The organism is Tsuneonella suprasediminis (assembly GCF_003605755.1).
GTDB classification, from domain to species: domain Bacteria; phylum Pseudomonadota; class Alphaproteobacteria; order Sphingomonadales; family Sphingomonadaceae; genus Tsuneonella; species Tsuneonella suprasediminis.
This window is the reverse complement of the sequence record NZ_RAHJ01000017.1, coordinates 80,838-94,876: the sequence shown is the minus strand read 5'-3', so window position 1 is coordinate 94,876 and position 14,039 is coordinate 80,838. Positions and strand designations below refer to the sequence as shown.

Below are 14,039 nucleotides of genomic sequence, written 5' to 3'. Positions count from 1 at the left end.
TAACAAGGACTTATTGCACAGGAAATAGCGAATCACCGCTGAAAATCGCCGGGCGAAGGTGCCCGGCGATTCTCTGTTCCCGCAAATCCCGCAGATAATTCGGCGGATCGAACCCCCGAACCCCCGCTCAGTTCAGCTCGACCGGGCTGACCGAATATCCCTTGGCCCGCAGACAGGCGATCAGTTCGCTGATCTGTTCGCCATCGCGCGCCTCGCATTCGATATCGGTAATCAGCCCCTTGGCAGGCAGCGTGGTGAAGATGCGCTGGTGATAGATTTCGATGATATTGACATTGTGCGCATCGAATTCGCGCATCACCTTGAACAGCGCGCCGGGGCGATCCTGCAATGTGATCCGCAACCGGGCGAGACGGCCCGACCGCGCCAGATCGCGCAGCAGGACGTTCGCCAGCAGGCGGGTGTCGATGTTGCCGCCGCACAGTACCAGCCCGATCTTGCGACCGGCGAAGCGTTCGGGGTGCGACAGGACCGCGGCCAGACCGGCAGCGCCCGCCCCTTCCACCACGGTCTTTTCGATCTGCAACAGCAGGCTGACCGCGCGTTCCAGCGTGCCTTCGTCCACCAGCAGGATTTCGTCCACCCGCTTGGCGATCACTTGCGACGTGAATTCGCCGGGTGCCTTCACTGCGATCCCTTCGGCCAGCGTATCGCCGCCGCATTCCATCTCGTGCCCGTTGATCTTCGCATACATCGACGGAAACAGCGCGGCCTGCACACCGACGACTTCGATGTTCGGGTCGGTCGCCTTTGCGACGGTCGCCATGCCCGAAATCAGCCCGCCGCCGCCGATGGGCACGACCAGGCAATCGAGATCGGGCCGGTCCTCCAGCATTTCCAGCGCGACTGTGCCCTGCCCCGCGGCGACTTTCGGATCGTCGAACGGGTGTACGAACGTCAGGCCCAGTTCCTGCTCCAGCTTGCGGGCATGGGCATAGGCTTCGTCGAAAGTTTCCCCTTCCTGCACGACTTTGCCACCGACGCTTTCGGTCTGCATCACTTTCACCGTGGGCGTGGTGCGCGGCATGACGATCGTCACCGGCACGCCCAGCCGGCGCCCGTGATAGCTGAGCCCTTGCGAATGGTTGCCCGCCGATGCGGCGATCACGCCTTTGGCGCGTTGTTCATCGGTCAGTTGCAGCAGAGCATTGAGAGCGCCGCGTTCCTTATATGCGGCGGTAAATTGCAGGTTTTCGAACTTGAGCCAGATTTCCGCGCCGCAAATTTCCGACAGAGTAATCGAATGCATCATCGGGGTCCGCACGACAGCGCCGCTAATTCGTTCGGCGGCGGCGCGGACATCTTCGATGGTCAGGGGCAGGTCGTCTGCCGGGGCGATTGCGGTGTTGCTTTCGTTCATGATGGCGCGCGCCCTAGGGCATAACGCGCGCGGGGGGAACACGGCTTGTTTGCATTTGCATGTGCGAAAAACGCGCTATTGGGGGGCCATGACTATCGTTCGTCCTTTTGCAATTGCCCTCGCCGCGCTTGCGGCCGCTCTCGCCCCGGTCGCTCAGGCCGATACGCTGATTGAAAACATTCAGGGAATTTCTGTCGATCGCGACGGCAAAGTCACCCGCTTCACTGCGATGTGGATCGATGATGACGGGCGGGTGAAGCAATTGCTCGACCGGAAAGACAAGCGGCCCAAGCGCACCGATTTCGCGGTCGATGGCAACGGGGCCTATGTCATCCCCGGCCTGATCGATTCGCACCTGCACATGATGGGGCTTGGCTTTGCCCAGCTCACAATCGACCTCAGCGATACGAAGTCACTGGCCGAAGCGCAGGCGAAAATCCGCGCCTATGCCGCCAAACACCCCGACCGGCGCTGGATTGTCGGCGGCGGGTGGAATCAGGTCAACTGGGGCCTTGGCCGGTTCCCCACCGCCGCCGAACTCGACGCTGCCGTGCCCGACCGGCCGGTGCTGCTCGAACGGGTCGATGGCCATGCCGTGTGGGCCAACAGCGCCGCGATGGCGGCTGCCGGGATCACCGCCAAAACCGCCAATCCGGCAGGCGGGCGGATCGAACGGGTCGCCGGTGGCAAAACCCCCGCCGGGGTATTCGTGGACCGGGCCACCGCGCTGTTCGACGCGGTCGTGCCCGCTCCGCGCCCCGAAGATCGCGATCTGGCGCTGGCAAAGGCGCAGGAACTGCTGCTGTCGAAAGGGGTGACCGCCGCCGCCGACATGGGCACCAGAATCGAAGACTGGCAGAGCTTTCGCCGTGCGGGCGACCTCGGCTGGCTGCGGATGCGGATCATGTCCTATGCATCGGGCATCGATGCGATGGCGCTGATCGGCGGCCCCGGCCCGACCCCGTGGCTGTATAAGGACAAGCTGCGGCTGAACGGTGTGAAGCTCTACCTCGACGGGGCACTGGGTTCGCGCGGCGCGTGGCTGAAGCAGCCCTATGCCGACGATGCGGGCAACACCGGTCTGCCGCTGATGACCGGGGCACAGCTGCGTAATATGATGAGCCGCGCCGCGCTCGATAAATTTCAGGTGGCGGTCCATTCGATCGGGGATGCCGCCAATGCCGAAGTGCTGGATGCGATTGCCGAAATGACCGATACGTACAAGGGCGACCGGCGCTGGCGGATCGAACACGCGCAGATCGTCAGTCCGTCGGATATCGCGCGGTTCGGCAAATACGGGATCGTCGCATCGATGCAGCCGACGCACCAGACATCCGACCGGATCATGGCAGAGGCGCGGCTGGGGCCGGACCGGCTGGCGGGGGCCTATGCATGGCGATCGATCGCCGCGGCCGGGGGCCATCTGGCGTTCGGCTCCGATGCCCCGGTGGAAGCGCCCGACGCATTCGCCGGGATCGCCGCCGCGATCAGCCGCACCGATGCCGATGGCCAGCCGTTCGGCGGGTGGATGCCACAGGAAGCCATCACGCGGGAGGCTGCGCTGGCGGCCTACACATCGGGCGGCGCATGGGCCGGGTTTGCCGAAGGGCGCTTTGGCGAACTGAAGCCCGGCGAATGGGCCGATTTCGTGATCGTCGACCGCGATCCGCTGATGGCCAGCCCGGCGGATATCCGCGCCACCAAAGTGCAGGAAACATGGGTGGGCGGCGAACGCGTCTATTCCGCGAAATAAGGCCGTTAGGCTCAGGACCTTTACCAAAATGTAACTATAGCGGGTTACCCAGATGGCATAATCGCCACAGCTGGTGATTTTGTGAGGGGAAGCGCCCGATATCGGGAACCGACCCGCGCAATTGATGTTTGAATGGTCAAATGGGGTTCTTCTGAAGAATTTCTGGCGCGCTATGGCATTCCTGCCACACTCACGGGGAAGCATGGCAAAATACCGAAGTACTTGAGAGGAATGAGCTGAATTATTGTGGTTTTCCGGGGCGTGAATTATCCGTAAAATGAGTTTACTGCCCGGAATTCAAGGTTGCCTGTGTATAGTGATTGGCATAGGGAACCTTCCGACCAAATTTGAATCGCTTCATCTAAGGAGATTGCAGAATGAAGTTCCGTAACCTCGCCGCCGCTGCAGCGGCTGCGACTCTCGTGACCGCACCTGTGGCCGCTCAGGCTGCTAACGCTGATCGCGCTTCGGCTCCGTCGAAGGATGCCAGCGAACTGTCGGGCGGCTCGCTCGTTCTCGCAGTTCTCGCTGTTGCTGCGATCATCGCAGGTATCGTTATCGCCGTTGACGGTGGTGACGACACCCCGGTCAGCCCGTAGTCGCTGACTTCTTTAATGAAGCGAGAAACGGGGCTTTCGGGCCCCGTTTTTTATTGTCTGGCGGAAATCTGCCGCGGGACCATGTGCGTGGCACACTGGCGCAGCGCCGAACCCGATCGCGCATGGCAATAAGCCCTTGTCATCCCACCCCCAACCCGGCACCCCGTTTCGCGATGGACCGATACCCCGACAAATTCGATCCGCAGGTCATGGCATCTGCGGCTTTTCAGCGCAGCCACACCGGATGGCTGGGCCTGCGATACAGCGACCACGGCGAAGACTGGGTGGAACTGGAACTGCCCTGGCGCGCCGATCTGCTGGGTGACGAACGCCGCCCGGTGCTCGCATCCGGCCCGATTATCAGCCTGGTCGATATGGCATCGGGCATGGCCATCTGGACCGCAGCGGGCACATTCGTGCAGATCGCCACACTCGACCTGCGGGTCGATTACAACCGGCCCGCGCGCGAACATGCATCGGTGTTCGGCCGCGTCCGTTGCTACCGCCGCACCCGCTCTGCAATCTTCGTCAACGGTATCGCCCACGATGGCGATATCGACGATCCGATCGCGCACGTCGCCGGGGTGTTCATGGTGATCCGGCCAACCAAGGGGGACGTGCGATGGAAAGCCTCCTGACCGCATACGCCCGCTCGCTGGGCATTCGCGTGGCTGGGGAAAGCGATGGCGCGCCGCTGTTGCAGATCGATTTTTCCAGCGATGTGGAGGGGCGCCCCGGCGCGTTCCACGGCGGGGCGACGGCGGGCCTGCTGGAAACCGCAGGCTACGCCGCGCTACGCCAGCGGCTGCGCGAACTGGGCCGCGATGCCGCGCTGAAACCGATCAATATCACCGTCGAATACCTCTCCGCCGGATTGCCACAGACCAGCAATGCCCGCGCCCGCATCGTCCGCCTCGGCCGCCGCAACGCCAATCTGGTGGTCGAAGCATGGCAGAGCGATACGGAAAAGCTGATCGCGATGGCGACGATGAACGTGCTGATCGTGGACGAGGAATAGCGGGGCGTTTTTTGGGCAGGTGTGCTGCGTGGTCTTAACCACAGGGCACCGCCCCTCACCGTCTCCCCGGACCTGATCCGGGGCCCCGTTGTTCTTCCGGCGTTGCGCCTCAAGAAGCTGGACCCCGGCTCGGGGGCCGGGGTGACGTTGGGGGGAGATTTCGCTCCTGCCTCACCGGGGAGCAATCGCCAGTATCCCGCGAAACCGCCCCCCGGCGATTGCCAATCGCGGCATTCAGCGCTTCGGGCACCCCACCAACCCGTCATTGCGAATGCAGTGAAGCAAACGGTTCCGCCCATCGCGGCGGCCGTGATGGAGGCAAACCCCGCACCATGGATTGCCACGTCGCCTGCGGCTCCTCGCAATGACGAGGATGGGGATGCGTGACAGCATCGGCCAGCCATCGGCAGTGCGGCCCCTACTCCAAACCAAACCCACTCCGTGCCTTCGTGCCTTCGTGTGACAATCTCCCACCCGACGCCCCATCCCATCGCAGCGGTTGCGGTAAAGGCAAACCCCGCGCTATGGATTGCCACGTCGCCTGCGGCTCCTCGCAATGACGAGGATGGGGAGGCGTGGCAGCATCGGCCAGCCATCGGCAATGCGGCCCCTACTCCAAACCAAACCCTCTCCGTGCCTTCGTGCCTTCGTGTGACAATCTCCCACCCGACGCCCCATCCCATCGCAGCGGTTGCGGTAAAGGCAAACCCCGCGCCATGGATTGCCACGTCGCCTGCGGCTCCTCGCAATGACGAGGGGATGGCGGGCGGGTGACGCCGCACCCCGTATCACGTCGCCCCGGACCTGATCCGGGGCCCCGCTTTTCTTCCAGCGCTGCGCCTCAAGAAGCTGGACCCCTTCTCGGAGGCCGGGGTGACGTTGTAATTGCGGCCGGAGGAACGCGCTATGCCCCACCACTTCCGCAAGCTGCCAGCCGCCGCCTAATTCCCCACAGGTTCCGCAGGCGCGGCGGTCGGCGCGGGCGTGGGCGATGAAGCACCCGGCCCCGGTGTCACTTGCAGGCCATCGCGGTTGATCCGCAAGTCCACCGGCACCCCGCCTACCTGAGTGGAGACAGTCGCGCCGCCGTCCTCGACATTGAGCCGGGTGTTGCCATCGCCCACCGGCAAGTCGCGCAGATCGGGGATGTCCATCGGTTCCACCGGCCCGCCCGGATCGGCGCTGGCAGTGGGTTGCGGGGCGCGCCTGGGCGCGGCGGCGCCGCGTTGTGCCTGCACCATGAAATCGCGCCAGATGCGCGCGGGGACGCCGCCGCCGTGAATCCCCTTCAGCGGGCTGTTATCGTCGTTGCCGATCCACACGCCCACCACCAGATCCCCGGCATAGCCGACGAACAGCGCGTCGCGGTTATCCTGCGTGGTGCCGGTCTTGCCATAATTGGGGATCGCCAGCGTCGCCGCGCGCCCGGTGCCGCGATTGATCGCCGCGCGCAGCAATTGTTCCATTTGCTTGTGCGTCGATGCAGAGAGACTGTGGCTGTTGCCCCACCGCCATGCGCGCGCCAGCCACCCTTCGTCGGGCGTGGCGAAGGCGCGGGGCAGCACGGGAAATTCATTCTGCGCCACCCCGGCATAGGCGGCGGTGAGTTGCAGCAGATTGGTGGATGCGGTGCCCAGCGCCAGACTGGGATCGCCCTCTGCCATCGGGCCGGTCATCCCCAGTTCGCGCGCGGTTTCGATCACTTTGTCGCTGCCGACAAGCTGGAACAGCCGCACTGCCGCGACATTGCTGGAATGGGCGAATGCATCTTCCAGCGTGATCGTAGGCGAATACTTCCCGCTGGCGTTCTGCGGGCGATAGCTGCCTTCGGTGATCGGAGTGTTGGCGATCCGGTCGCCGGGCGACATCCCGCTCCGCAACGCCGCCAGATAGACAAACAGTTTGAAGGTCGATCCCGGTTGCCGCTGCGCCTGTGTCGCGCGGTTGAACGGAGTGCTGGCGTAATCCTTGCCGCCGATCATCGCCACCACTTCGCCGTTGGGCCGCATCGCCACCAGCGCGACTTGCGCATCGCCCACCGGCGCGCGGGCCACCACCCGCCGGGCAATCGCCTGCAACCGCGAATCGAGCGTCGTGGTCAGCGTTTGCCGGGCATAGCTGGCTTCGGTCAGCGCGCGGGCCTGCGGCAGCGCCCAGTCCGCGAAATAGGTGCCGGTGGGCAGATCGGGCGCATTGTGCACTTTCAGCCGCGGCGGGCGCATCTCTGCCGCCTGCGCGGGGGTGATATATCCCGCGTCGACTTGCGCGGCGACCACCATCTTCATCCGGTTGGCCGCGCGCTCATAGTGCTTCGTCGGGGCATAGGCCGATGGCGCCTGCACCAGCCCGGCCAGCATCGCCGCCTGCGCCCGCGTCAGATCCTCCGGCTGGCGCGAGAAATAATGCATCGACGCCGCCCGCAAACCATAGGCATTGTCCCCGAAATAGGCGTTGGAGAGATAGCGTTCGAGGATCTGATCCTTGGTCAGCCACGCCTCCAGCCAGAACGCGATCAGCATTTCGCGCGCCTTGCGCGTCAGCGTCTGTTTCGGAGTCAGGAAAGTGAATTTGGCGAGCTGCTGCGTGATCGTGCTGCCGCCCTGTGTGCGGTCGCTGGTCAGGTTCGACCATGCCGCACGCGCGATCCCACGCGGATCGACGCCCCAGTGATCGTAGAACCGCCGGTCTTCGATAGCGACAAACGATTGCGGCACGTAATCGGGCAAGCGGGCGATCTCCACCGGCTTATCGATATTGGCCCCGTTGCGGGCAATCGGCGTGCCGTCCGACGCCAGCAGAGTAAGCTGCGGCGGGGCAATCGGCTGCAACGATTTGGAGAGCGGCGCTGTCACCGCCAGCCATGCGACCAGCACCATGAACAGCGCCAGCATCCCCGCCACGATCCGCACCGCCCACCACCGCTTGCCCCGGCGGTGCGAAGGCGCCTCATGTTCCTGCGGCAACGGACCAGAGCGGTCGAGCCGCCGGTCCCAGTCGTCGAACCGGTCGTCGTCGATATAGGAATCGCTGTAACGCTGGTTGCGGTATCGGTCGTTGCGATAGGGGGCGTCGTCATATCCGTCATCGTCGTACCCGCCGTCGCCATAGGCATCGTGCACCGCGAAATACCCGCGATGCCCCGCCTCCTCCGCAGAGGCCCGATCGCGTTTCTTCGATGAATCGAATGGCCACATGGCCGACTGTGTTAACAGAACAATACAGCCAAGCCTAGATGGGAATGACGGAGGTGGACAGAGAACCGGGCAGGCCGTGTCAGTAATTCCCGGAAACCGGCGCAATACCCGCAGCCATCGCCCGCGTATCCGCCCGCTTCAACGCAGCCCGCTTGCCAGCGCTACGACGCGCACCACTATTGCGGCACACCTCAGCGTCAGGAAACGCGCCCACGCGCTCCAACTTAGCCTTCCGCGCCTGAATGCTATCGAGATAGCGATTAAGATCGAGCGTCTTCATAAAGTTTAAGATAGTCTCAGATGGGCCGGATTTCCACCCTCTTCGGTTATACGCCGATGTAGGTAATCAAGGTCTAAACCCTCAGACAGCCTGAAAAGCGCCAACGCCTGTTGAAGCATGGATGGATCGCCCGCGGCAATCTCATGCTGACCCAACCGATCTGCAATCATGTCTTCGACAGACGGCAGTACCACAGCGGCATCTCTCTTCACCGTTAGCCGCAGACACCGCGACCGGGCCGCGCGCCCGTCGAAAAAGTCCCCGGAAACCTGCTCCACCCCGAATTGGGGGTGAGCGGGGTGATACCATCCACCTTTACCGTGAATGGCCATCTCGTCATCGAGAAATCCTGCGGCGCGCATTGCCCGTGCAAAGGCATCGTCATTGCCGGCCACGACATCGAAATCTGCGGACATGAAATTGCCATTGGTATGGATCGCGGCCGCAGCTCCGCCCACCAAAACCGGTGTTTGCCCTGTTTCTGTCTCGTAAGCCGAAAATGCCTCGGCCAGTGGCCTTAACGCAGCGATATATTCATTTGGCAGGGACATCTCGCTCGCCCCTCAACCTCACCCGTGGTTGGAGCCGACCACGCTTTCGGGCAAGTCCACACCGAACACGCGCTGGTAATATTCTGCCACCAGCACCCGTTCCGCTTCGTCGCATTTGTTGAGGAACGACAGGCGGAAGGCGAAGCCGACATCACCGAAAATGGCCGCGTTCTGCGCCCATGTGATGACGGTACGCGGGCTCATCACCGTGGAGATATCGCCGTTGATGAAACCCTGTCGCGTAAGGTCCGCGACCTTGATCATATCGGCGATCACTTTGGGATCGGTGTCGGGATTTTTCGCGCCGACGATTTCCTGTTCGGTTTCCGTAGGCAGATAGTTGAGGCCGACGACGATGTTCCAGCGGTCCATCTGGCCCTGATTGATGGCCTGCGTCCCGTGATACAGCCCGCTGGTGTCGCCCAGCCCCACGGTGTTGGCCGTGGCGAACAGGCGGAAATACGGATCGGGGCGGATCACGCGGTTCTGATCGAGCAGCGTCAGCTTGCCCTGCTGTTCCAGCACGCGCTGGATCACGAACATCACGTCGGGGCGGCCCGCGTCGTATTCGTCGAACACCAGCGCGACGGGGTGCTGCAACGCCCACGGCAGCAGACCTTCGCGGAATTCGGTGACCTGCAACCCGTCGCGCAGCACGATGGCATCGCGCCCGACCAGATCGATACGGCTGATATGCGCGTCGAGGTTAATGCGGACGCACGGCCATTTCAGCCGCGCGGCAACCTGTTCGATATGGGTCGATTTACCCGTGCCGTGATACCCCTGCACCATCACCCGGCGATCGTGCGCGAATCCGGCCAGAATGGCCAGCGTGGTATCAGGATCGAAAACATAGTTTTCGTCCAGATCGGGCACGCGCGGATCGGCTTCGCTGAAGGCAGGAACCGTCCAGTCGATATCGATACCGAACGTCTCGCGAACGCTGACTTCGATATCCGGTGCGGGCAGGACAGTCTTGTTACTGGTGTCGAGGTTTTCGCTCATATCGCCGGGGTGACTAGACGCGGGCGCGGCAGGCCGCAAGCGGGATACGCGGGCAATTTTCCTGTCAGCGTTTAAAGCCCATGCCGATGTCGCCCTGCCCGCCGCCCGCTCCCGCTACGGCACCCACGGGTTTATGGCGTTAACCTCTCGGGAAATGCGAACCGGGCAATCGCCGCCTGTGCCGCGGCAATGTCACCCCGCGCGTGCAACGATCCGGCCAGATTGCTCAGCCCGGTCTTGCGGTAAAACGCCGCCAGAATCGGTAATGGCTGTTCGGCGGACAGCACGATCTGCGCCTCTGCCGGATCGCCCCGCTCCACCTCCATCGTCTCGCCCAGCCGGGCCACGAACCGGGCATCGCCGATCTCCAGCCCCACGGTGATCGGATCGCCCCCGTTGGCGCCGGTGTAATTCGCCTTGAGCGACAGCACCGCCGCCACCGGCGACACGCCGATGGCGGGATCGTGCGCCCGCGCCGACAGGCCCCAGCGGCACAGCGCCAGGATCGCCGGTTCGGCGGCCCTGCCCCATTCGGTTAATGCGTAGAACCGGGCAGGCACCGGCTCATCAATCTCCTGCCGCGCGACCACTTGGTGCCGTTCCAGACTCTCCAGCCGTTCGGTCAGCACCCGCGCGCTGATTTTGGGCAAGCTGGCCCGCAGTTGCGAAAACCGCCGCGGCCCCAGCATCAGCTCGCGCACGATCAGCATCGCCCATCGCTCGCCCAGAATTTCCAGCGCGAAGGCAGCCCCGCAGCCATCGGCATACCAGCGGCCATGTTCGGCCCGTCGTGGCTCCGAAACGGTCTGAGTTACTTTTTGTGACTTCATGGTTGTAATAAGTAACTACTTGTCGCACCAATCGCAAGAACCGATTCGCCTGAGGAGAGCGGTATGGCCCGGATGATTTTTGTGAACCTGCGCGTGTCCGATCTGGAGCGCGCCAAAAAGTTCTATTCTTCCATAGGGTTCGTCAACGAACCCAGGTTCACTGACGATACCGCGGCGGGAATGACGCTGAGCGAAACGATCCATGTGATGCTGTTGACACCCGAAAAATTCAGACAGTTCTCTCATAAGGTCAATTCCGACCCCTATCGGGAGAGTTCGGCAATCTATGCGGTGACATGCGAAAGCCGCGATGCGGTGGACGAGACGCTGGCGCGGGTCGCGGATGCGGGTGGAACACCTGACAGCAATCCGCCGCAAGACTTTGGATTCATGTACAGTCGCAGCTTCGAAGACCCCGACGGGCACGACTGGGAACTGTTCTGGATGGACCCGGTGGCTGCTGAAAAAGGGCCACATGAATTCAATGACTTAGACGAATCATATAGTGGTGAAGAAGGTGTAAAGTGACAATGATCGACCCTGCCGCCGAACTGGAGATCACTGCCTTCGAATGGGTGCCGAAATTCGCTCAGGGATACGTGCGCGACTTGCGCTTGCGGTGGGCTTGTGAAGAGGCAAAACTGCCGTATTCCGAGCGACTTATCAGCGCGGTGAAGCGGCCCGAATGGTACTTTGCCGAACAGCCGTGGGGCCAGGTTCCGGTGCTGCGCGACGGCGAAATCACGGTGTTCGAAAGCGGTGCCTGCCTGATGCACCTTGGCGAAAAGAGCGAGGCGCTGCTGCCGCGCGATCCGGCGGCGCGGGCGCGGGTTGTTTCGTGGCTGTTCGCGGCGCTTAACTCTCTGGAACCAATGGCATTTGAGATGGCGCGTGTGGCTTTCTTCTCCGCCGGAGAAGAATGGGCCCCACTGCGCCGCCCTTCGCTGGAAAAACAGATCGCCGGTCGCCTCGCTCCGGTGGAGCGATATATGGAGGCAAGTGATTGGATTGCAGGCGATTTTTCCATCGCTGACATTGCGATGGTGACGGTTTTGCGGGACATCGCCAGCAATATTTCGCTCGATCCCTACCCGGCGCTGTCGGCCTATCTCGAACGCGCTGTCGCACGCCCCGCTTTCGCCCAGGCGATGGCCGATCAACTGGCCCCGTTCGCCAGCAACTCCCCGCCGGAATAAGGCGAGTTTCATTATATATTTCAATGATATGGCGGCAACAACCCCTACCACCAAGCCAACCGTCTGAATCAGAAGCCACAGGAGAAATTGCCATGTCCGACCAACCCGGCGCATTCATCTGGTACGAACTGATGACCTCCGATCCCGATGCAGCAAAATCGTTTTATGACAGTGTGATAGGATGGGATATCGAACCGTGCAGCTCCGCTGCGGAGGCCGGGCTGGACTATCGCATGATCCGCCGCAGCGATGGCGGTTTCGCCGGGGGAATGCTGGCCTTGTCGGCGGAGATGATCGCCGCGGGAGCAAAGCCCGGATGGTTCGGTTATATTCACGTGCCCGATGTCGATGCGACCGCCGCCGCACTTGTCGCAAGTGGCGGAAAAATATACCAATCTGCGCGTGATCTGGAAGGTGTCGGACGCTTTGCAATGGTTGACGATCCGTGGGGCGCGCCGTTCTATCTGATGAACCCCACCCCGCCCGCCAACGCCCCCGACGCGCAAAGCGACGTGTTCTCGGTCGATCAGCCGCAACACGTCCGCTGGAACGAGTTGCAGTCAGGAGATTCCGCTGCTGCGATAACACTTTACTGCGACCTGTTCGGATGGAATCGCGAGGGTGAGATGGAGATGGGGCCGCTCGGCACATACCGTTTCGTCGCCTGCGATGGCATCGGCATCGGCGCGATCTGCAACACGATGCCCGGCAACAGCGATGGCCCGCGCTGGACCCATTACATCGGCGTCGACGACATCGACCGGGCAGTGGCTGCAGTCATCGCTGGTGGCGGTCAAATCATTGATGGGCCACAGGAAATCCCCGGCGGCGAATTTTCCGTCGATATACGTGACCCGCACGGCGCCAGCGCCGGACTGGTCGGCCCGCGCAAAGCCGGGGGATAGCGGTTCAGACAGGATAGCGGTACGCCCACCCTGACCTGTTCTGCTGCGGAGTTTTCAAATGCCCGATTTTACGTTCTACACCAACCCTTTAAGCCGTGGCCAGATCGCCCGCTGGGCCTTGCACGAGGCGAACGCGGATTACGATACGGTGTTCGTCGAATGGCAGAACAAGTCGGAAGAATTCCTCAAAATCAATCCGATGGGCAAAGTACCTACTATCGTCCATCACCACGGCGGGCACGATCATGTCGTGACCGAAGCAGCGGCGATCTGCCACTATCTCGCTGAAACTGCCGCGCCCGATCTCTTGCCGTCTGCCGAGGAAAAAGCGGATTATTTCAGGTGGTTATTCTTCGCTGCGGGGCCTCTGGAACAGGCGATTACCAACCGCAGTTTCGGGCTTGAGGCGGCCCCCGAACGCTCGATCATGCTGGGATACGGCACCTTCGATCTGGCGATCGATACGCTGGAGGCGATGCTGGCAACCCGCGAATATGTTTGCGGAAATCGCTTCACAATGGCCGATGTCTATGTCGGATCGCATGTCGATTGGGGCATGGCCTTCGGTTCGATGCCGAGCCGCCCCGCATTCGAAGCTTACGCCGAACGCCTGCGTACCCGCAATGCCTACAAAGCGAGCAAAGCCATCGACAACGCACTGGGCGAGGAAATGCAGGGCAACGCGGGGTAGCAGGCGTCAGGCGAACGCCTCGCTCCTCCTAAGCAACTGATACGCTTCGACAACCCGGCCCAGCAGCGCCTCGTGACTGCGATCGCCGCCGTTGCGGTCGGGGTGGTATCGGCGGACCAGTTCGGAATAGCGCCGCCGCAACCCTTGCCGGTCGACATCGGGGGACAGGTTCATCGCCGTCAGCGCCTCCCGCTCACGCGGGGTGAAGCGGGCAAAGTGCGAGCTGGCCGCAGCGCGGCGGCGGATATCGGCGGCGCGCGCGCCGATGGCGTCCAGCGGATCGTCGAAATCGGCCCAGCGCGGCACCCCGCCCGCGCCGCCATCGGCGCGAAAAGCTCGCTTTGCGCTGGTGTTAGACCAGTTGGCGCCGGGGGCCTGCGCCTCCCAGATTTCCTCTGCGCTCATCCCTTCGAACCAGTCGTAACCGGCGTTGAATTCGCGCACGTGTTGCAGGCAGAACCAGCGCCAGTCCCCCGGCCCGTCAAACCCCGCAGGATTGTTTCCCGGCGCGCGATATTCGCCCGCTTCGCTGCAACCCGGCGCGTCGCAGGTGCGCCCTGTATCCGTATGTCTTCCGTGAAACCGCATTTGCCGCATTCGGTTTAGGATGGGCATGGACAAGCCGGTTGTGAAGCCCCA

Annotated in this window: 15 protein-coding genes; 8 read left to right on the top strand and 7 right to left on the bottom strand. The window is 62.7% G+C overall.

The features are described from left to right. Nucleotides 1-127: 127 nt before the first annotated feature. The gene (locus tag D6858_RS05955; protein WP_120108252.1) at nucleotides 128-1,378 is read right to left on the bottom strand and encodes a threonine ammonia-lyase; all 1,251 of its coding nucleotides are present in this window, start codon (nucleotides 1,376-1,378) and stop codon (nucleotides 128-130) included. 88 nt (nucleotides 1,379-1,466) lie between these two features. On the opposite strand from D6858_RS05955, the gene D6858_RS05950 reads away from it, so the two are divergent. The 4 genes from D6858_RS05950 (at nucleotide 1,467) to D6858_RS05935 (ending at nucleotide 4,748) form a co-directional block, all read left to right on the top strand. Beyond that, the gene (locus D6858_RS05950; RefSeq protein ID WP_120108249.1) at nucleotides 1,467-3,131 is read left to right on the top strand and encodes an amidohydrolase; all 1,665 of its coding nucleotides are present in this window, start codon (nucleotides 1,467-1,469) and stop codon (nucleotides 3,129-3,131) included. A 377-nt stretch (nucleotides 3,132-3,508) separates the two neighbouring features. After that, on the top strand, nucleotides 3,509-3,730 hold the full coding sequence (locus D6858_RS05945; RefSeq protein WP_120108246.1) for a hypothetical protein: 222 nt from the start codon (nucleotides 3,509-3,511) through the stop codon (nucleotides 3,728-3,730). Nucleotides 3,731-3,903: 173 nt separating this feature from the next. Beyond that, the gene (locus tag D6858_RS05940; RefSeq protein WP_120108243.1) at nucleotides 3,904-4,368 is read left to right on the top strand and encodes a PaaI family thioesterase; all 465 of its coding nucleotides are present in this window, start codon (nucleotides 3,904-3,906) and stop codon (nucleotides 4,366-4,368) included. After that, nucleotides 4,353-4,748 (top strand): PaaI family thioesterase, encoded by a 396-nt coding sequence (locus tag D6858_RS05935; RefSeq protein ID WP_120108240.1) that lies wholly within the window; start codon nucleotides 4,353-4,355, stop codon nucleotides 4,746-4,748. The genes D6858_RS05940 and D6858_RS05935 overlap by 16 nt, the downstream gene beginning before the upstream one ends. A 941-nt stretch (nucleotides 4,749-5,689) precedes the next feature. Here the strand turns inward: D6858_RS05935 and D6858_RS05930 are convergent. From D6858_RS05930 to D6858_RS15965, 5 genes are all read right to left on the bottom strand, one after another. Beyond that, nucleotides 5,690-7,942, bottom strand: a complete 2,253-nt coding sequence (locus tag D6858_RS05930) for a transglycosylase domain-containing protein (RefSeq protein ID WP_120108237.1) — start codon at nucleotides 7,940-7,942, stop codon at nucleotides 5,690-5,692. A gap of 79 nt (nucleotides 7,943-8,021) precedes the next feature. Further along, nucleotides 8,022-8,222, bottom strand: coding sequence for a hypothetical protein (locus D6858_RS15780; RefSeq protein WP_120108234.1), 201 nt, complete (start codon nucleotides 8,220-8,222; stop codon nucleotides 8,022-8,024). A 5-nt stretch (nucleotides 8,223-8,227) separates the two neighbouring features. Next, nucleotides 8,228-8,773, bottom strand: coding sequence for a hypothetical protein (locus D6858_RS05920; RefSeq protein ID WP_133305249.1), 546 nt, complete (start codon nucleotides 8,771-8,773; stop codon nucleotides 8,228-8,230). 18 nt (nucleotides 8,774-8,791) lie between these two features. Then, nucleotides 8,792-9,778, bottom strand: a complete 987-nt coding sequence (gene cobS / locus D6858_RS05915; protein WP_120108228.1) for a cobaltochelatase subunit CobS — start codon at nucleotides 9,776-9,778, stop codon at nucleotides 8,792-8,794. A gap of 131 nt (nucleotides 9,779-9,909) precedes the next feature. Beyond that, nucleotides 9,910-10,608 (bottom strand): winged helix-turn-helix transcriptional regulator, encoded by a 699-nt coding sequence (locus D6858_RS15965; RefSeq protein ID WP_205664890.1) that lies wholly within the window; start codon nucleotides 10,606-10,608, stop codon nucleotides 9,910-9,912. Nucleotides 10,609-10,671: 63 nt separating this feature from the next. Between D6858_RS15965 and D6858_RS05905 the strand changes: the two genes are divergently transcribed. The 4 genes from D6858_RS05905 (at nucleotide 10,672) to D6858_RS05890 (ending at nucleotide 13,400) form a co-directional block, all read left to right on the top strand. Then, nucleotides 10,672-11,136: a VOC family protein gene (locus D6858_RS05905; protein WP_120108226.1), complete on the top strand. Its 465-nt coding sequence runs from the start codon at nucleotides 10,672-10,674 to the stop codon at nucleotides 11,134-11,136. Nucleotides 11,137-11,138: 2 nt separating this feature from the next. Further along, nucleotides 11,139-11,804 carry a glutathione S-transferase family protein gene (locus tag D6858_RS05900; protein WP_120108224.1) on the top strand — a complete coding sequence of 222 codons (666 nt, stop codon included), beginning with the start codon at nucleotides 11,139-11,141 and terminating at the stop codon, nucleotides 11,802-11,804. 92 nt (nucleotides 11,805-11,896) lie between these two features. Further along, nucleotides 11,897-12,709, top strand: a complete 813-nt coding sequence (locus tag D6858_RS05895; protein ID WP_120108222.1) for a VOC family protein — start codon at nucleotides 11,897-11,899, stop codon at nucleotides 12,707-12,709. A 58-nt stretch (nucleotides 12,710-12,767) separates the two neighbouring features. Continuing rightward, on the top strand, nucleotides 12,768-13,400 hold the full coding sequence (locus D6858_RS05890) for a glutathione S-transferase family protein (RefSeq protein ID WP_120108220.1): 633 nt from the start codon (nucleotides 12,768-12,770) through the stop codon (nucleotides 13,398-13,400). A 6-nt stretch (nucleotides 13,401-13,406) separates the two neighbouring features. Here the strand turns inward: D6858_RS05890 and D6858_RS05885 are convergent, their stop codons facing one another. Next, a complete protein-coding gene (locus D6858_RS05885) occupies nucleotides 13,407-13,997 on the bottom strand; it encodes a J domain-containing protein (RefSeq protein WP_120108217.1) in 591 nt (196 codons plus the stop codon). Nucleotides 13,998-14,039 lie beyond the last annotated feature (42 nt).